Raw genomic sequence first — 17,311 nt, 5'->3', positions numbered from 1 at the left:
ATACTTAAGTGCCCGAGGAAAGACCGTGCAAAGCCCTGAGGATGGCGGGAATAGGTTCAAACTGACGCCGAACGATATGTTGGATGAGCTTGGCCCAGCCGAAGGCATAGGCCACTGGTAATCGCATCGGATGAAAGCTAGCCATGAACAACATCCGCGCACGGTGCTTGTGATACGCTGATAGCCGCGACGGCCCGCGCTGTAGTGTGGGGGAGCCGATGGACGCACCGGCATGGTGGTAGATTGTTGCACCGGGGCAAATCGTAAGTGGAAGCTGATCGCGCTGCTGGGCCCAGTGGACCTCCTCATAGTATAGGAAATACTGCTCCGGCATCGGGCCGGCTTGCGCGATGAAGTCTCGCGAAGCGACCATGCTGGCCCCCGATATGAAATCCAAATACGCGGCAGCGGGCAGTTGCGTGCGGGACGGGTCGCGCCCGATGTTGAGGTTACGCGTGGCGCCAGTCCAACGGTTTACCTGCCCCCCGTCGATCTGAATTTGTCCGCTGTTGTTTGCATAAACAATCCGGCTTCCTAACAGCGCGAAGGGCAAAGGTGCGGTCGCCAGCAGCGCTGGAGTTTCAGGCGGTACGGTGCAGTCAGGGTTTAAGATCCAGACCCGATCCAGCGTCTTGTCCGCCATGATGTGGGTCAACCCGATGTTAACACCCGCAGCGAACCCGCGGTTATCCGCAGCTTGAATTAAGGTGAGATCAAGGCTTTGCCCCGCAGCCCAACTGTTGATTTGGCGCGTTGTTGCGTCACTGGAAGCGTTGTCCACAATGACCACTTTTAGCTGAACGTTCGTGGCTTCGGCCAAGCTTTTCAGGCAGGCGGTGATATGTCGCTCGGAGTTGAAGGTGACGATGATGCACCCCATCCGGACAGTCATGCGGGGACCCTTGGAAACCGCGTAAATCGCGGCGGTGCACGGCTTGGGGTTGTCTTGGATTGGACGATGGCGGGTTCCAGCATCCAAAGGCCAGCGCCAAAGAGGAAGAACACATACGAGAAGATCGACGTCCATATGTGGACGGTGCACAGGGTAAACGTGAGGCCTGTGAAGCAAATCACCCAAGCCAAGCGCAGGCCCCGACTTTCAGCGGGGATTGGGGCGAACAGAACCCTGAGTAGACCGGAAAGATATGCGGCGGCGAACAACACAAAACCGGGCACCCCATAGCGGAGTGCGATCACCAGCCAGAAGTTGTCGATACTGCCTGAATGCATGAAAGGCGGGCGGATCCAGTCGTTCAACCCGATGCCAAAGGTGGGGTTCTGCCACACGTTCACCATACCCCACTCAAAGATGAGCCCGCGCCAGTATGCGTTATGTGCAGAGAACGTGGCGTAGCTGAAAAATACCCGAACAGGTGTTCGGTTAGAGGCGAGGTCGATCAGCACGTAAGCGATGCAACATAGGCCGATTAACACGAACCAACGCGTGCGGCCCTCGGCCCACGTGTAGGCCCAGATGATCAACAGAAGTTGGAGCAGAACAGAAAGGAAGGCGCCGCTCGACAGCGCCAAAAAGCTGGCAAGAACACCGGAGGATAGCCCGACCAAGCGACACCAGAGCGGCCAGCACCCCCTTGTTCCGATAAAGACGAGGGCGGTGAGCGTGGAGGCGAACAACCCGTAGTGGATCGGATGTGCAAAGAGGGTTTGCGCGCGTTCCAAGCCAAGCCGTGGTGGGATCGAGACACTCGCCACAGAATTCAAACCCGGAATAGCGTCGATAAGTGTGATAAGCGCGGGCTGCCCCGTTAAGCTTTCTACAATGGCGAAGGGCAAGGACAGCATGACAATCACAAGGATCACCTTGATCGTCGCACGAAGTTGCGCGGCGCAGCGGATATAGGTCCTCGCGATAAGGTAGCCGCCAAGCAGTTCCAGCAGCAGGACGCCGGTGTTTTCCAGCGCATGGGTGGGGGAGGTTTGCGTAAACGCAAGGCCAGCCCAACAGATGAAACCCACAAACAGAAGATCGGTAGAGGCGGCTTTTCGATCACTACTTTGGAAGTAGCGGATCAGTAGGGGAACGAACACGAGCGCAAGGACCGTGCGCAGGCTGGTCATTTGTAACGGGCCTAGCGTGTAGCGCACGGGCAGTGCGACCGCTGCCAAGTAAAGGACGACCACGGGGGACAGTTCTTTGTTTTCTGGGCAAGTTCTAGGGTCGGGCATGGCTAACCTGCGGTGTCTGGTGGCCGCAGGATCGTCGGGATTGGATAACGGAAGGTTAACGGTGGTCAGCGCGATAAACAGCACGGCGTTAACCAGAGATTCATAGACTTTTAGGTAAATGGTAGCGGGCCCTCGAGGCTCAGCTCCAGAACGGGGCGATTGTGAGGGTTTGAGGATGCATCGCTTTAATCACAGTTTAGGCGACGAGATCACGACCCTGTCCTGCCAAAATGCAGGCACACCTCTTGAAGACCTGTCACGGGCTCCGGCTGCCGCACCCCTGAAGGCGCGGCGTCGGGGCCTGAACAGGCTGCAATGGCTTAGACGAATTCTGGTCGCGTCAAAACGCGCGGTCTGTGTTCGCGTTTTCGGGATGGATATTCACCCCACGGCGGAGCTGTCCTTGTCCGCCCGCCTTGATCGTACCTTTCCTATAGGCGTTCACATCGGTGCCAAAAGCTATGTCGCATTTGACGCGTGCATCCTAAGCCATGACCGGACGCGTGGCCTCTATGCGCATACGCGTATCGGGTCGAATTGCTTTGTTGGTGCGCGCTCCATCGTGTTGCCGGGGGTCTGCGTCGGCGATGGGGCAATTATCGCTGCAGGGGCCGTTGTCACCAAGGACGTGCCCGCGCGGTCCATCGCTGCGGGCAATCCGGCACAGATCATCCGGCGCGATATAGCCACCGGCGCTTTTGGGCGGTTGAAAAACGCGGATGATCTGGAGGCAGCTTTGGCGCGCGACCAGTTGACCTAGCGGTTGCGGTCGCAGCCCGCGTCGCCGCGCAACACCCTACCGCACTGTGCTATGGGGGCTTTAGATGACAACCACATGCATGAGACGTTTCGCACCTATCGGGGCGCTCTGCGGTGTTGTGCCTTTTAGTGCGCCCCTTTCGGTCGACGTTTGAAAGAGGGTCAGATGACAATACTATTGGGATTGGCTTTAACGCAGCAGGGCGTGCGAGACAGCACACCCTTTGTTCCGGCGACGCAAGTTACATTGGACAGCTTCAGTCGCGACAAAACGCTGTTCGACAGCGGCGCTGCCTTCGGGCGTAACACCGCTGACATCCCGCTAAGGGGGACAGGAACGGCGGGGGAGGTCGTGCAGCTTCGCCTGATCCGCGACGATGGGACGGTGACGCCTTGGACCGACGCCGCAACCATCGGGCCGGATGGCAATTGGAGTGCGGTGGCGTCTCACGCGCGGCACCCCGCGTGGATCACCCCCCAAGTGCGGATCAAATCGGAACCCGCGACGGGCGCCGCAAGCGCCTACCGTTTCGGCGTGGGTCACGTTGTGGCGCTATGGGGTCAATCGGAGGTGGTGCGCATTCGGTCCGTGGCGCATGACAAATTGCCTGCGGAAACCTTGCTGGCCGACGATATGGTGCAAATGATTTGGACCGATGGCGCGCCCGTGGTGAAGCATCTGAGCGACGCCGACCGGCATACGGCGGCGGTGGCTGCGATGGCGAATGTGTTCATGGCGGAGCGGCCAGATGACAAGGTGGCCATCGTCTTTCACGCCATCTCAGGCACCGGATTACGCCAACTTGTGGATGATGGCGATGCTGCGCGCAGTTGGGCGGATGACGCCGCGCTGCATGCTTTCGCGACGGCTGATGGCCAGCATGTGGGTCTACCAGCCATGTCTTGGTTCGCGTCTCCCGGCGCACTGGGAGACAACTTCGACGATGCGTTCTTCCCGCTCTTCACTGGAAGAACTCTGGACGGGACCGCGGTCACGTTCCCAAGTCAGATCACCTACGGTACGGGGGGCAGCTACACGGCGGATCACTGGTTCGGAGAGTTCTACGACCCCGCACACACGCGTTGGGTCCCCTTTGGCCCACATCGGTTTGATATTGGGGAGGACATGCAAAATGCGACCGTTACTGCGGTTGGCGCGGAGCACGATAACCTGCGCAACAAGCAGGCGGCGCGACAAGCGTGGCGTAATATGGTGGTCAACCAACATGCGGGCGACTGGTTTCTGCCCATGGGGTTGGAGCCACTGGCTTATCGCAACGGCGTGGCGGACGGCGCGGGGGGCTGGATCGACCAAAGCCACCCTGCGGACGATCACGACGACGGCGCAGCACTTTATGCCCGCCTAACGGCCCATGCAGTGTTGCAGGCCGCAGGCCTGACCGGATGGAGCGTCCCCGAATTCAACATGTGCACATGGGAGCCGTCAGGGGCCTACGTCGAAGTGTGGTCAAGCGCGGGGCCGATCACCACGCTTCGAGAAGCGCGTAGCGAGCTTCCTTTGGGATCAACGTACGCACATTGGACGGATGTGTTCGGTTGGCAAATCAATGGCGTACCCGCGACGCGAGCGGAGTTGTCCGCCGGCCGCGTCCGTATCTATCCGGAGGCGGGTGCGTTTACCGCCACTGACATGATCAGTTTCGGCGAAGGCGGGGGGACGGGTGCCGTTAAGTTTCCCGAGGACCTCTATGCCGAGACGTATAAAAACCTGCCGATGGTTGACGTTGGGGCTGCGCGTGTCGAGGGGATTGGTGTGCGACCGCTCCCACAGGCGTCGGTGCTGGCGAACACGCTGATCGCGGCCGAGCCGTCGTTCACCACTGGCCCCTCAGGCCCGCATTTCAAGGATACAGTGTCATTGGGCGCGGGGGTTGGGTCAATCCAGTTTGCGCTTGATGTCGCGATGACCGTGCCACCGTCCGGTTCGCGGACTTTGATGACGACGACGGGTAATTACCTAAAGCTGGAAGTTCTGCCGAGTGGCTCCCTTAGGGTGCGCGTGCGCGACGCGGATGGGGTTGTGAAGGTTAACAACGTGCAAACGGGGTCCGGTGTGATCACAAGTATGGCACGGGCGCGGGTGGTTCTGGCGATCGACATGGCGGTAGGCTTCACGGGGATCTGGGTGAACGAAACACTCGTAATGGATGAGGTATTTGCGCCGGGGTCGGGTCTGTTGCCAAACAACAGGATCCTGTTGCTTTTGGCGACGGCGAACGGCTCCTACCAAGTGGAGGGGACCGTGCACCAATTGTCGGTGTGGAAAGACAGCACCGACGACGGCAGCGACCCATCAGGGGGCAGTTATAAAACGCTGGTTGGACCTGCGGCGACGGTCAACGCGGACGCGTGGAAGCTGGGGGCCGACGCAATTTAAGGGTATCCCGAGAGGTCCAATGTGCCGTCGGTGATCTGCGCCAAGCGTTTGTTGCTGTCGCGGAACCTCGTGGCGAAGTGAGCGGCCACATAGTCGCTGACGGGACGGTGGTGGAGCAATGACCGTGCGGCCTTGGACCGCGCGGCAACACCCAACGCACGGTACATCCAACCCGGCTCCCGCGTGAGGGCGACCGCGGGGGCGGGGTTGAGCGTGCTGACGCGTGTTTGGTTTAGCCGTCGCACTACTGGTGCCAACGCCTGTGGCAGCGACGCGCCTACTCGTTGCGTATCTTGGGCCTCTAGGCGCGGCATGGTGTGGCCCAGCTTTTCGGACAAATTCGCCAGTGCGAGATCGGGCGCGTTAGTCAGCTGCTCAAAGGTGAGAACGTGCACATTCCTGAACAGGCTTTGGTATAGGCTGACAAGCCTGTCGTAGCAGAAATGTGCGAGCTCGAAGCCGGGATAGCCGAACCCTTCAGGCCCCGCGAAGAACGCCGCGTGGGACAGCGTGCCGCCGCGTTGGAGATACTGCATGTAGACCGAGGGCAGTATGCTCATCTGGGACCGCACACATATGACAATGTGAGCGTCTGGTGCGATTTGATGTAGGCGATGCGCGACGGTGGCGCTTTGGCGGCCTCCGAAGAATGGATGTCCCGACAGGGTTTCGGAGGTCAGAATTGTGCAAGACTTAGCAGGTGCCGACCGTTGGCGGACTGTGATGGCGGCCTGCGCTGGCGCGGGGTCAAAATCGAGATCATGGGGGCGGAGTATCAGCTGGTCGATTTCTTGATGGTCCAGCAAGGGCGCGAAACCCATTTGCGGCACAAATACCCGTCGCTGCAGCCAAGTGCTTGCTGTTTTGTGGTACCCTATATGTACTGCTAACGTCATGCGGTGGCGGGTCTGACAGGGCTGTTGGGGCGTTGCAGGTGCATGATCCATCCCCCGAGGCAGAGCAGTGCGGCGAACGTCGGCTGGCCAGCTATGATCAGCGTCGTGGCACCAAGCGCCAGCGCGGCTTGTGTCACCGGAAAGGCACCGCGATGCCCGACGAGAATGCCGACCAATAGCCCTATACCCTCCGCTAGAACGGCGAGGCTCAACAAGCTTTGGACTGAGCCGCCGTGCGATAACGTCAGCCATATAATTGGTGCCATAAGGAGCCTTGGCAGATTGGCCAACGGCGGAAGGTACGTGCGCCCCTGCGCCAGCGCTGCGGTTGAGAGCGCGGACTTTGGCAGGCGGGTTGCAGCGAGGCAGCTTAGCAATGGAATTAGTGTCACGAGCGGCGTGAAGCCCGCGCCCAACGCGGGCACGGCAAGGGGGACGGTGAGAGCCAAAAATGCCGCCAAAGACGCGCCGAGCAGGAACGACGCACCTAACGCATTGTCCGATTTTTGGCGCAGTCTTGGCAGGTGATAGGCTTGCAGGCAACGCGCTCCGATCAGGGCCGGGGTAAGGGTTAATGTAAAACCCATCGCCAGCAATCCCATTTCTTCTAAGCCAAGCCGCGCGCCCGCGATGAATTTCTCCGCGTGCAGCACGGTGAACATCAACGCGCCGTTCAGCGCGAGCGGTAGACCGTACCACACGGCGTGCGCAGTAATCGCTGGAGTGAAGGCGAACCGGTACCGGCAACGCGCGGTTGCATGCGAGGTCAGCACGGTCGCGCAGGCCTGTAGCAGCAACACATAGAGCATGCTTTCGGGGCCGTCATTCAACGCTATGATTGGTCCCAGTGCCAAGAGTGAGACTGCAGCAGGGACACATAACGTCAAGATCTGCGGCATGTGAATTTGGTGTCGCTGCGCCCTGTAGGGGTCCAGATGAATTAGCCCCAAGATCAGGGGCACGGCGGCTGCCGATTGGAAGGCAGGTGCTGCGGAAGGTGTGTTCAGTAGCTGTGCTAGGGGCGCGGCGCAGAGCAGGACTAACCCCGCGCCCACCACTCCGCGCGCACAATGGACCATGTGCAGCGCCGCTTGGAGTTTGCGCGTGTTGCCACGTTCGTGGCTGACGATGAACTGAGGCAGGCCAAGGGTCGTGACCATCTCTGCCCCCGCGACAAGGATCGCGATACCCACCGCAATTGCGTAATGCTCCGGCCCCAAAAGACGTGCCAGCATGAGATTACGCGCCAGCGTGGCAGCGGCTGTAATGCCGTGACCGGATAGCAAAGTGGCAATGCGGATCAATGAGTGGCTCCAAGCTAACTTTACGAGCCATTAACCACTTAGGTGTTTAACGGCAGGTAAATGTGTCTTGGAAAGCGGAGCGCGATTGCCTGATAAACTTTCAAAAGTGTTGAACGGCGACCTCTGTGCGGGCTGTGGTGGCTGCGCTGCGGTCGCACCGAACGCCGTGTCAATGCGCATGACCAAAGACGGCTTCTTGCGCCCGCACTTTACCCGTCGGTTGCAGCACTCAGAGCAGCGCCGGATCGCGCAAATTTGCCCCAGTGTTGGGCAAGAGTGCGAAGCGGGCGGACGCGTGAATGACCCGAACTGGGGGCCGTATGTGTCGGCAAGTCTCGGCTTCTCCGTCGACCCTGTGTTGCGGCGTCGCGCGGCGTCGGGCGGGGCGTTGTCAGGGTATCTGATCGCGCTTCTTAAAGGTGGTCACGTGGACGGGATCATCCAGATTAAGGCCGACCCCAACGACCCGATGGCCAATATCACGACGATTTCGACAACGACCGACGACATCCTTGAAGCATCCGGATCGCGGTATGCGCCGTCCAGTCCACTGGATAGCCTCAACCAATTGCGCGGCGACGGGCGGCGGTATGCCTTCGTGGGCAAGCCATGCGATGTGTCGGCGCTTGCGACGCTTCGCCAAATTGACCCAGAAGTCCGGTCGATGGTCCCCGTGCTGGTGTCATTTATGTGCGCGGGGGTGCCATCGTTGGATGCGGGCGCTTCCTTACTCAGGCTCATGGGGGTGGAGGCGCGGGATGTCACGACTTTCCGGCACCGTGCCGATGGATGGCCGGGCCGCGCAACGGCTCGCTTGCAAAGCGGGAAGACCGTTAGCTTAAGTTACAGCCAAAGCTGGGGCGATGTGCTGTCCAAGGCTGTTCAACATCGCTGCAAAATTTGCGCCGACGGGAGCGGAGTGTTTGCCGACATCATTTTTGCCGACGCTTGGGAAGCGGACAGCGATGGATATCCCGACTTTGAAGACAGGCCGGGGCAAAGCCTTATTCTAGCGCGGACAGCTTTGGGCCAATCCCTTCTTCTGGCGGCGCAGGGGCCAGGGGATCTTGAGGTGTCGACTTATGACTTGAACGATCTTGAGCAGGTACAGCCCGGGCAGGTACGGCGGCGGCGGGTTCTTTTGGCACGGCTCGCGGCACTTTGGATTATGGGGCGCCCCATCCCGCACTACCGTGGGATGGGGCTTTGGGCGATGAGTCGCAGCGCCCCCGCGACGGAGGTCATTCGCAATTTTGCGGGCATGATCCGACGCACTGTGCGCTTTTCGATCAAAGGGGATAAGCCATGTTGAAAGTCGGTATGCTGTTCTACGCCACGAATTCCGACAATTTGGGGGTAGGTGCGTTGACCGTATCCCAGATCGAGATTCTGCGCGGCATCTCGCGGGCGACAGGAATTGAAATCGCGATCACTGTGTTTGACTGGGAAGGCGCGCGGGCGCCTTATGTGGGTGGGGCCGATGTGTCGGTGGTGTACCTGAACGGTCAGGTGATGAAGAACCCAAGGCGGGTTATTTCCATGTTTCGGACCTGCGATGTGGTGCTGGATATCGGCGCAGGCGACAGCTTTGCCGACGTTTACGGCGCGGCTCGTCTGAACCGGATGATCTACCTGAAATATCTACTGTATCTGTCGCGACGCCCCGTCGTGTTGGCGCCGCAAACCTTTGGGCCGTTCAAGTCTTGGCTGGCGCGGCCTTTCGCGCGGGACCTGATAAAGCGGGCCATGCTGGTCGCCACACGTGACGATGAGTCCACGCGCAGGCTTCGTGCGTTGGGGGTGACGCGCCCTGTGATTACGGCGTCGGACGTTGCGTTGTGCCTGCCTGCCGAAGGGCGCGCGCCAACGTGGAGCAGGCCGTCCATCGGGTTGAATGTGTCGGGCTTGTTGATGGGTGGCGGCTACACAGGCCAAAATCAATTCCAGTTGAAGGCAGACTACGCGGCGACCGTGCGCGATCTTATTGGCGCGTTACTGGCATTGCCGGATAGGCCGGACGTGGTGTTGGTGCCCCATGTTATCAGCCCGTCCGCCCCCGCCGAGGATGATATGGCCGCAGCCTTGGCGTTGCAGGCGCAGTTTCCCGACGTGACGGTTGCGCCGTCCTTCGCAACGCCGGGGAGCGCGAAGGCCTATATCGCAAGCTTGGACTTTTTCGCGGGTGCGCGCATGCACGCATGCATCGCCGCGTTTTCCAGCGATGTGGCGGTGGTGCCGATGGCGTATAGCGGGAAGTTTGAAGGGTTGTTCGGGGCGCTTGGCTACGATGCAACGTTGGATTGCCGCGTTTTGGGTCAGGGCGACTTGGTGCGGTCTGTCGTGAACGGATATCACAACCGTAAGGCGCTGGCGCGTCAGGTGCGCATTGCGCGATTGGTCGGGGTGGACCGCTTGCGTGAGTACGTGGACGCGCTGGCCCGTGTGATCAGTGAAGTGGCGTTACGCAAGCGGACCGGTGACCAAGCGCTGGTGGCGGCGGGGCACCGGTGGCGTGCGATGGATGAACGGCTTTAGACCGCTACCAAAGGGATAAAATCGCGGCGGCGGTGGTGCCGCTGGACAGGACTTTGGCGGCGCGAATGGGCAACATGCTGCCCGCAGGAATAGCCTCAAAGGTGACAACGTCGCCGTCGGCCATCTGCACCGACAACGCGCCGGATTGACCGATGTACAACGCGCGGCTGACGTGGGGCAGCTCTGCGGTGTCGTTCGGAATGACGGTACTGGCAGAGCGCGCGGGGGAGATCGGGGTGGTCGGGAATGCCGAAAAACTATCCATGAAATGCGTATCCTGTTGCAAAGAGAAGTTGGCACGCCTTTTGGCAGAGCCGCCTTAACAACTGGTAATACCGCCGACCGCTAAACGCGGTGGTATGGGGAGCCGGACTGGATCGACGCCGCGCGGTAGAGTTGTTCGCAAAGCATGACGCGGGCCAGCATGTGCGGCCACACCATTTTGCCAAATGACAGGGACGTATCGGCCTGCGCGCGCAGCTGTTTGCTCAGCCCGTCGGCGCCGCCGATAATGAACGCCAGATCGCTTGTGCCCTGATCACGCCAGTTGCCCATCATGTCGGCAAACTCTGGTGAGGTCATGACTTTGCCGCGTTCGTCCATGGCGCAAATCTTTGCGCCTTTGGGGATAGCGCGTTCCAGCAACGCGGCCTCCGCAGTGGGGCCGCCGCCTTTCTTGTCCTCCAACTCCATGATCTGGGCAGGCCCCAGCCCCAAGTTGCGCCCCGTGCGGTCGAACCGCTGCAGGTAGTCCTTGATCAGGTCAAGTTCTGGCCCCGCCCGAAGGCGGCCAATTGCGCAGATCGTGACCTTCACCGTTTCTCTCTAGTCGAGTTCTGCGGTGCCGCCAGGCAACCACATTTTCTCTAGCTGATAGAACTCGCGGACCTCTGGACGGAAGATGTGGACAACCACATCACCAGTGTCGAGCAGAACCCAATCGCCTTGGGCCTTGCCTTCCATCTTCGAGAACCGGCCGAAGTCCTGCTTGATCGTGTCAGACAGCTTTTCCGCTAGCGCGGTAACCTGACGTGTCGAGCGGCCAGAGCAGACGACCATATAGTCGGCAATCTGAGAGCGCCCGCGCAGGTCAATCTGCACCAGCTCTTCGGCTTTCTCTTCTTCAAGAAATCCTACGATCCGCGCCAGCAGTTCTTCGCTGGTGCCCGGGTCTTTTTCAGGGGCCTGTTTGGCCGATGAAGTGGCGGCGTCTGCGGCCACGTTTGAATGTTGAGACAGAGCTCAAACCTCCTGTGTAAGCGCCAAGGGTTGGCGCATCATGCTTATAAGATAGCAGTGTGACGATAAAATCTCAATCCGCGCGAATACATGGCCGTGACAACATATTCAAGCCGTAGCGCCGCGCAGCTGCGCCGCAACGCTGCGGAATCGCGGAAAAGTGCCAGAAAGTCACTGAATCCAGCCCTAAACAAGACTGCCAAAGATGCGATCGGCGTGCTCTTTCAGGTATATGCGCAGCCACGCGGTGAATCGCTGAGGGTGTTGGTCAACCTCAGTTACAAGATCGAAAACACTGATCCAGCGAATATCCATGACCTCATCCGGGTTTAGATTTGCGGCTAGATCGTCCGGCGCTTCGGCCATGAAGACATCCACCACCTCATGCTCCGTCAGTCCGTGACCGACGTCCGCGCGGTACTCCAGATGGTCGCGGAATACTGGGTCCAGCCCCGTGATGCCCAGCTCTTCATCAAGCCGGCGGATGGCACAGTCTAGCGGCACCTCGTCCCAAAGGGGATGGGTGCAGCAGGTGTTCGCCCACAGGCCCGGGGTATGATACTTTGATAGGGCGCGTTGCTGGATCAGCACTTTGTCGCGGCGCATCACGAACACCGACACGGCTTTGTGGCGCAGCCCGTCTTGGTGAACCTTCAATTTCTCAACAGGGGTCAACGTCCCGTCGACCCAAGCGGGGATCATGTTCATGTTGGCCATCGTGGTTTAGCTCCGCAACGCGGGAAGCCCGACGCCCGTGCACTGAAATCCGCCGTCAACCGCGATGGTCTGGCCTGTCACGAAACTGGCTTTGGGCGAGCAGAGAAAGGCGATGACGTTGGCGATTTCTACCTCGGTGCCGTAACGGTTGAGCGGGATGGCGTCATGATATGCGTCGATAATATCTTGGCTATGAACCGCCATCGCGAGCTTCGTGCGCACGGGGCCGGGGGCCACGCAATTCGCGCGGACGCCAAACTCACCAAGTTCCACCGCCTGCTGCTGGGTTAACTGGATGACGCCGGCCTTCGAGGTGCCATAGGCCACACGCAAGGTGGAGGCGCGGAGCCCCGAGATACTTGCGATGTTAACGATGCTCCCCCGCGTCTCTTTCAAAGCTGGCGCTGCCGCTTGGGTGCACAGGAAGACCCCGTCGAGGTTCGTGGCCATAACGGCGCGCCAGCGCTCGAAGTCGGTTTCGGCGATAGGGCCGAAGTCTGCGATGCCCGCGTTGTTCACCAAGTGGTCAATGCGGCCAAATGCTTTGGTCGTCTCCGCGATCATGGTCGCCACGTCGTCCGGTTTGGATACGTCCAATGCCAAGGGAAGCACGCCCTCAAGGTCTGCGGCGGCGTCGGTCAGGGCGGGGGCATCCCTATCTACCATCACAACAGCCACGCCTTCCTCCAAAAGCAGTTTGGTCGTGGCCAAACCGATCCCACGGGCGGCCCCCGTTACGATAGCGACGCGTTTCGACATGGTGTTGGCTCCGTTGGTTTGGGGTGTCCGTAGTGTCCTACCCCAGCGTTCACAGTTTGGCGAGGTGGCGGCAAATTGACCCGCCTGACCTGATTTCTACATTTTTTAGCAGCAATCACGATGCTATGCTTATATTATGATCAAGAAGAAATTCACCAAAGGAACCATAGCCATGAAATTTGCCGCAATCGCAGCAGTTACCACAGCCCTCCTCGCCGCGCCGGCCTTCGCTGAAGGCGACGCCGAAGCCGGCGAGAAAACGTTCAAGAAATGTAAGTCCTGCCACATGATCGTCGATGGCGACAATGCTATCGTCAAAGGCGGCAAGACAGGCCCGAACCTGTTCGGTCTCCCGGGTCAGGTCGTTGCGGCGGCAGATTTCAAATATGGTAATTCCATCATGGAAGTAAACGAGACTGGTCTGGTCTGGGATGAGGCGGAATTCATTGAATACGTCGCGAACCCGAAAGACTGGCTGAAAGCCAAGCTGGACGATCCAAAGGCGAAATCCAAGATGTCCTTCAAGCTGAAGAAAGCAGAAGACGCTGCTGACATCTGGGCCTACTTGGTCTCCGTTAGCCCAGAAAGCTGATAGCTACCTTATTGTCAGGTGAATGCGGCGGCCCTTCGGGGTCGCCGTTTTCGTTTCTGGGGTGCGATTAGTCCGGCAGGTTTGGCGGCTCGTTGTTGAGCATCTTCACTTCACGCTGCGGGAACGGGATGGAGATGTTATTCTCTTGGAACGCATCCCAAAGCGCCAGATACACATTGCCGCGAATGTTGGTCAGCCCCTGCGTGGGGTCGCGTATCCAGAAACGCAGAATGTAGTCGACCGAGCTGTCGCCAAACCCCACGATGTGGCACACAGGCGCCTTGAACGTCAGTACCCGTTCAACCCCCTGCGCGGCCTCGATTGCCAGCTTGCGAACCGTGTGGGGATCGTCGCCATAAGCCGTTCCAAAGAAGATATCGAGCCGCACAAAATCGTTGGAATGCGACCAGTTCACCACTTGATTGGTGATTAGGTCTTCGTTCGGAATTAGATATTCCTTCCCATCGCGGGTAACGACGGACGCGTAGCGCGCTCCCAGCGTGTTGATCCAGCCAAAGGTCTCGCCCAAGGAAATCACATCCCCCGGTTTGATCGACTTATCGAGCAGAATAATGACGCCCGACACGAGGTTGGACACGACCTTTTGCAAACCAAAACCAAGGCCGACGCCAATGGCACCGGACAGCACGGCCAGACCGGTTAGGTCAATGCCAATGGCTTTAACGCCGATGTAGAAGGCGATGCCGTAGAAGGCCAGTTGCAGCACTTTGACGATAAGCACCCGCATCGACGGCGAGATTTCCTCGTTCGACTGGATGCGCTTGGAGGTTGTGGTGGTGAAAAATCGCGCGACCACAATCAAAACGCCCAAAATGACGATCGCTTGTATGATCAGCAGCAGCGACAGCCGGAACTCGCCCGCCTCAATGGAGGCGCGATCAAGCAGCCGTGCGGCGTCGGAGGTGAGGCCCAGAATATGCAGCGTCACATAGGTCCACGCGCCGTAGCGCACAGTGCGCCGTAGCACCTTGGAGCGGATCAAGCGGGTGAGGAACACCACGAAGAGCCACGCCGTCGCCAAGGTCGCGATGATGCCCAAAACATAGGATCGGCTGGGCCAGGTGAATTCGCGCATTAGCGCCACGGCGATCCACAGAAGGATAACGAAGAAGATTGGCCGGAGCCGCTGGTGCACGACGACAAGGATACGCATGCGCCACTTTGGCCAGCCTTCACGGGTTGCCATCCAGTTGCGAATGCGTGGCCCCAAAATTGCGCGCAGCACGTGGGCCAGCGCCCAAAGCCCGAGCGCAATCCCGATTTGGTAAGCGTTCCAAGGCCGTAGCATTGATGCCGCAAAGATTTCAGCCTGCGAAAACAGCATCTGCCCGAAGTCCACCAAGTCTGACACGGGTTGGGTCGCAAGATCAGGCACCAACTCTGGCGAAGATACGGCTTCATTCGGCTTTAGGGGGCTGCTTTCAACTACGCTGTCATGGTTTGCCATGCGGCCCCCTTCGTGTGAATTTTCAAATCCTCGCACGCGCGGTGAAAACCCGCAAGCGCTGGACCTTGCGAGACTCAAGCTGCGCGTGTATCTGCATGTATATGACGCTTGTGTTTGACATCGACGACCGCGCTCGGCTGCGCGAACGCTTCTACGGCGCGACCTTTTCGGTGCTTGCGCACCTATAAACGCGCGTTTTCCGTCAGCCTATCCAACTCATTCATTACGGGAGAGGACCATCATGTCCCCCAAGACGCTCTACGACAAAATCTGGGATGCCCACGTCGCCCATGAAGCCGAAGACGGCACCTGCCTGCTCTACATCGACCGCCACCTTGTTCACGAAGTGACAAGCCCGCAGGCTTTTGAAGGCCTGCGGATGGCGAACCGCAGTGTCCACGCGCCTGACAAAACGATTGCGGTGCCTGATCACAACGTGCCGACCACGCTGGACCGCGCCAACGCGAAAACCATGACCGAAGACAGCCGTGTTCAGGTTGAAGCGCTTGATAAGAACGCCAAGGAATTTGGCCTGCACTACTACCCCGTGTCCGACGTGCGCCAAGGTATCGTGCACATCGTTGGGCCGGAGCAGGGTTGGACCCTTCCGGGCATGACGGTTGTGTGCGGCGACAGCCACACCGCAACGCACGGAGCCTTCGGCTCCCTCGCGCATGGTATCGGCACATCCGAGGTGGAGCACGTGCTGGCGACGCAAACGCTGATCCAGAAGAAGTCTAAGAACATGAAGGTCGAAATCACCGGCAAACTACGCCCGGGTGTGACCGCCAAGGACATCACCATGTCCGTCATCGGTGAAACCGGCACTGCTGGTGGTACAGGCTACGTGATTGAATACTGTGGTGAGGCGATCCGCGATTTGTCGATGGAAGGTCGCATGACGGTTTGCAACATGGCAATCGAAGGCGGCGCACGCGCTGGTTTGATCGCGCCTGACCAGACCACATATGATTATTGCATGGGCCGCCCGCACGCACCAAAAGGTGCGGCGTGGGAAGCTGCGGTTGCCTACTGGAAGACGCTCTTCACTGACGAAGGCGCGCATTTTGATAAGGTTATCACCCTTAAGGGCGAAGATATCGCGCCGTCCGTTACGTGGGGCACGTCCCCCGAAGACGTACTGCCAATCACCGCTGTTGTTCCGTCGCCCACGGATTATCAAGGCGGTAAGGTTGAGGCAGTTCAACGCTCCCTCGATTATATGGGCCTGACTCCCGGCATGCCGCTCTCAGAAATTGAGATCGACACCGTCTTTATCGGGTCCTGCACCAACGGTCGCATTGAGGATTTGCGCGCAGCTGCCGCAATCCTGAAGGGCAAAAAGATCAAGGACGGGCTGCGGGCGATGATCGTTCCGGGCTCCGGTTTGGTGCGTGCGCAGGCGGAAGAAGAAGGCTTGGCCGACATCTTCAAAGAGGCCGGTTTTGAATGGCGTCTGGCAGGGTGTTCCATGTGTCTCGCGATGAACCCCGACCAACTGGCCGAGGGTGAGCGCTGCGCCTCCACCTCCAACCGTAATTTCGAGGGCCGTCAGGGCTACAAAGGCCGGACTCACTTGGTGTCCCCTGGCATGGCGGCTGCGGCTGCAATCACCGGTAAACTCACTGACGTTCGGGAGATGATGTAATGGATAAGTTCGAAACACTCACCGGCATCGCCGCACCTATGCCGCTGGTTAACATCGACACCGATATGATCATCCCCAAGCAGTTCTTGAAAACCATCAAGCGCTCCGGCCTTGGGGCGAACCTGTTCGACGAGATGCGCTTTGACCGTCAAGGCAACGAGATTGCGGACTTCGTTCTCAACAAGCCGCAGTACCGCGAAGCAGAGATTTTGGTGGCAGGCGATAACTTTGGCTGTGGCTCCTCGCGGGAGCACGCGCCGTGGGCCATCAAAGATTTCGGCATTCGCTGCGTGATTGCGCCGAGCTATGCGGACATCTTCTACAACAATTGCTTCAAGAACGGCATCTTGCCGATCGTCCTGCCGCAGGAACAGGTCGATGCAGTTATGAAGGACGCCGAGAAAGGCGCCAACGCGCGCGTTTCGATTGATCTGAATGCTCAGACCGTGACCCTGTCCGACGGGGAGGTGTTCAGCTTCGAAGTCGACAGCTTCAAGAAGCACTGCCTGATGAATGGCCTTGATGACATTGGCCTGACCTTGGAAAAGGTCGACAGTGTCAAAGCGTTTGAGGCAAAAGCCAGCGCTGCCCGTCCTTGGGTCTAAGCGACTAAAAAGCTCAGATAGTGGCCAGCCTCGGATCGTGGGGCTGGCCACTTCCGTTAAAATCTCGGGCGCAGTACCTGCCCCGCGCGGCGCCAATCGTTAACCCTAGGCCACCACCAGATACCGCCTTCCGGCACAGTAATGCCATGTTTCATCCCAGATATAGATGGTTTGACGCGAGCCTAGTCTAGATACGCTTGTGGG

At 59.2% G+C, this 17,311-nt stretch carries 18 protein-coding genes; 8 read left to right on the top strand and 10 right to left on the bottom strand.

Annotated features, from left to right (window positions below; genetic code table 11):
• Window positions 1-4: 4 nt before the first annotated feature.
• Together BLW66_RS07510 and BLW66_RS07505 are read right to left on the bottom strand one after the other, a co-directional pair.
• Window positions 5-892, bottom strand: a complete 888-nt coding sequence (locus tag BLW66_RS07510) for a glycosyltransferase family 2 protein (RefSeq protein ID WP_170833422.1) — start codon at window positions 890-892, stop codon at window positions 5-7.
• A complete protein-coding gene (locus BLW66_RS07505; RefSeq protein WP_089946505.1) occupies window positions 889-2,187 on the bottom strand; it encodes an O-antigen ligase family protein in 1,299 nt (432 codons plus the stop codon). Before BLW66_RS07505 ends, BLW66_RS07510 begins: the two co-directional genes overlap by 4 nt.
• 118 nt (window positions 2,188-2,305) lie before the next feature.
• Between BLW66_RS07505 and BLW66_RS07500 the strand changes: the two genes are divergently transcribed.
• Together BLW66_RS07500 and BLW66_RS07495 are read left to right on the top strand one after the other, a co-directional pair.
• Entirely contained in the window at window positions 2,306-2,947 is a 642-nt protein-coding gene (locus tag BLW66_RS07500; RefSeq protein ID WP_425283326.1) for an acyltransferase, read from the top strand.
• Window positions 2,948-3,112: 165 nt separating this feature from the next.
• On the top strand, window positions 3,113-5,344 hold the full coding sequence (locus BLW66_RS07495; RefSeq protein WP_089946503.1) for a hypothetical protein: 2,232 nt from the start codon (window positions 3,113-3,115) through the stop codon (window positions 5,342-5,344).
• On the opposite strand, the gene BLW66_RS07490 is transcribed toward BLW66_RS07495, so the two are convergent.
• Window positions 5,341-6,165: a hypothetical protein gene (locus BLW66_RS07490; protein ID WP_089946502.1), complete on the bottom strand. Its 825-nt coding sequence runs from the start codon at window positions 6,163-6,165 to the stop codon at window positions 5,341-5,343. The genes BLW66_RS07495 and BLW66_RS07490 overlap by 4 nt on opposite strands.
• A gap of 71 nt (window positions 6,166-6,236) precedes the next feature.
• Entirely contained in the window at window positions 6,237-7,544 is a 1,308-nt protein-coding gene (locus BLW66_RS07485) for an oligosaccharide flippase family protein (RefSeq protein ID WP_089946501.1), read from the bottom strand.
• Between the two features lie 85 nt (window positions 7,545-7,629).
• On the opposite strand from BLW66_RS07485, the gene BLW66_RS07480 reads away from it, so the two are divergent.
• Both BLW66_RS07480 and BLW66_RS07475 read left to right on the top strand, forming a co-directional pair.
• Window positions 7,630-8,856 carry a Coenzyme F420 hydrogenase/dehydrogenase, beta subunit C-terminal domain gene (locus BLW66_RS07480; RefSeq protein ID WP_244508574.1) on the top strand — a complete coding sequence of 409 codons (1,227 nt, stop codon included), beginning with the start codon at window positions 7,630-7,632 and terminating at the stop codon, window positions 8,854-8,856.
• Window positions 8,850-10,079, top strand: coding sequence for a polysaccharide pyruvyl transferase family protein (locus tag BLW66_RS07475; RefSeq protein ID WP_089946499.1), 1,230 nt, complete (start codon window positions 8,850-8,852; stop codon window positions 10,077-10,079). Before BLW66_RS07480 ends, BLW66_RS07475 begins: the two co-directional genes overlap by 7 nt.
• A gap of 4 nt (window positions 10,080-10,083) precedes the next feature.
• Here the strand turns inward: BLW66_RS07475 and BLW66_RS07470 are convergent, their stop codons facing one another.
• The 5 genes from BLW66_RS07470 to BLW66_RS07450 all read right to left on the bottom strand — a co-directional run bounded on the left by BLW66_RS07470 (window position 10,084) and on the right by BLW66_RS07450 (window position 12,794).
• Complete coding sequence (locus BLW66_RS07470) at window positions 10,084-10,344, bottom strand: spike base protein, RCAP_Rcc01079 family (RefSeq protein WP_089946498.1); 261 nt, start codon at window positions 10,342-10,344, stop codon at window positions 10,084-10,086.
• Between the two features lie 80 nt (window positions 10,345-10,424).
• Window positions 10,425-10,895, bottom strand: a complete 471-nt coding sequence (gene rlmH, locus BLW66_RS07465; RefSeq protein ID WP_089946497.1) for a 23S rRNA (pseudouridine(1915)-N(3))-methyltransferase RlmH — start codon at window positions 10,893-10,895, stop codon at window positions 10,425-10,427.
• Between the two features lie 9 nt (window positions 10,896-10,904).
• Entirely contained in the window at window positions 10,905-11,300 is a 396-nt protein-coding gene (gene rsfS, locus BLW66_RS07460) for a ribosome silencing factor (RefSeq protein ID WP_244508573.1), read from the bottom strand.
• A gap of 204 nt (window positions 11,301-11,504) precedes the next feature.
• Window positions 11,505-12,035 (bottom strand): isopentenyl-diphosphate Delta-isomerase, encoded by a 531-nt coding sequence (gene idi / locus BLW66_RS07455; RefSeq protein WP_244508572.1) that lies wholly within the window; start codon window positions 12,033-12,035, stop codon window positions 11,505-11,507.
• A gap of 6 nt (window positions 12,036-12,041) precedes the next feature.
• Window positions 12,042-12,794 (bottom strand): SDR family NAD(P)-dependent oxidoreductase, encoded by a 753-nt coding sequence (locus BLW66_RS07450; RefSeq protein WP_089946496.1) that lies wholly within the window; start codon window positions 12,792-12,794, stop codon window positions 12,042-12,044.
• Window positions 12,795-12,966: 172 nt separating this feature from the next.
• On the opposite strand from BLW66_RS07450, the gene BLW66_RS07445 reads away from it, so the two are divergent.
• Window positions 12,967-13,386 (top strand): c-type cytochrome, encoded by a 420-nt coding sequence (locus BLW66_RS07445; protein ID WP_089946495.1) that lies wholly within the window; start codon window positions 12,967-12,969, stop codon window positions 13,384-13,386.
• A 67-nt stretch (window positions 13,387-13,453) separates the two neighbouring features.
• On the opposite strand, the gene BLW66_RS07440 is transcribed toward BLW66_RS07445, so the two are convergent.
• Window positions 13,454-14,731, bottom strand: a complete 1,278-nt coding sequence (locus BLW66_RS07440; protein ID WP_244508597.1) for a mechanosensitive ion channel family protein — start codon at window positions 14,729-14,731, stop codon at window positions 13,454-13,456.
• 218 nt (window positions 14,732-14,949) lie between these two features.
• On the opposite strand from BLW66_RS07440, the gene BLW66_RS18025 reads away from it, so the two are divergent.
• From BLW66_RS18025 to leuD, 3 genes are read left to right on the top strand one after another with little or no spacing between them, the layout of a single operon-like run.
• Complete coding sequence (locus tag BLW66_RS18025) at window positions 14,950-15,042, top strand: isopropylmalate isomerase (RefSeq protein WP_211664265.1); 93 nt, start codon at window positions 14,950-14,952, stop codon at window positions 15,040-15,042.
• Between the two features lie 53 nt (window positions 15,043-15,095).
• On the top strand, window positions 15,096-16,502 hold the full coding sequence (gene leuC / locus BLW66_RS07435) for a 3-isopropylmalate dehydratase large subunit (RefSeq protein ID WP_089946493.1): 1,407 nt from the start codon (window positions 15,096-15,098) through the stop codon (window positions 16,500-16,502).
• Window positions 16,502-17,107, top strand: a complete 606-nt coding sequence (gene leuD, locus BLW66_RS07430; protein WP_089946492.1) for a 3-isopropylmalate dehydratase small subunit — start codon at window positions 16,502-16,504, stop codon at window positions 17,105-17,107. Before leuC ends, leuD begins: the two co-directional genes overlap by 1 nt.
• Window positions 17,108-17,311: the final 204 nt, after the last annotated feature.

The organism is Litoreibacter albidus (genome assembly GCF_900107015.1).
GTDB classification, from domain to species: Bacteria; Pseudomonadota; Alphaproteobacteria; order Rhodobacterales; family Rhodobacteraceae; genus Litoreibacter; species Litoreibacter albidus.
The sequence above is the reverse complement of the archived record's forward strand: the minus strand, read 5'-3'. Positions and strand labels throughout refer to the sequence as shown.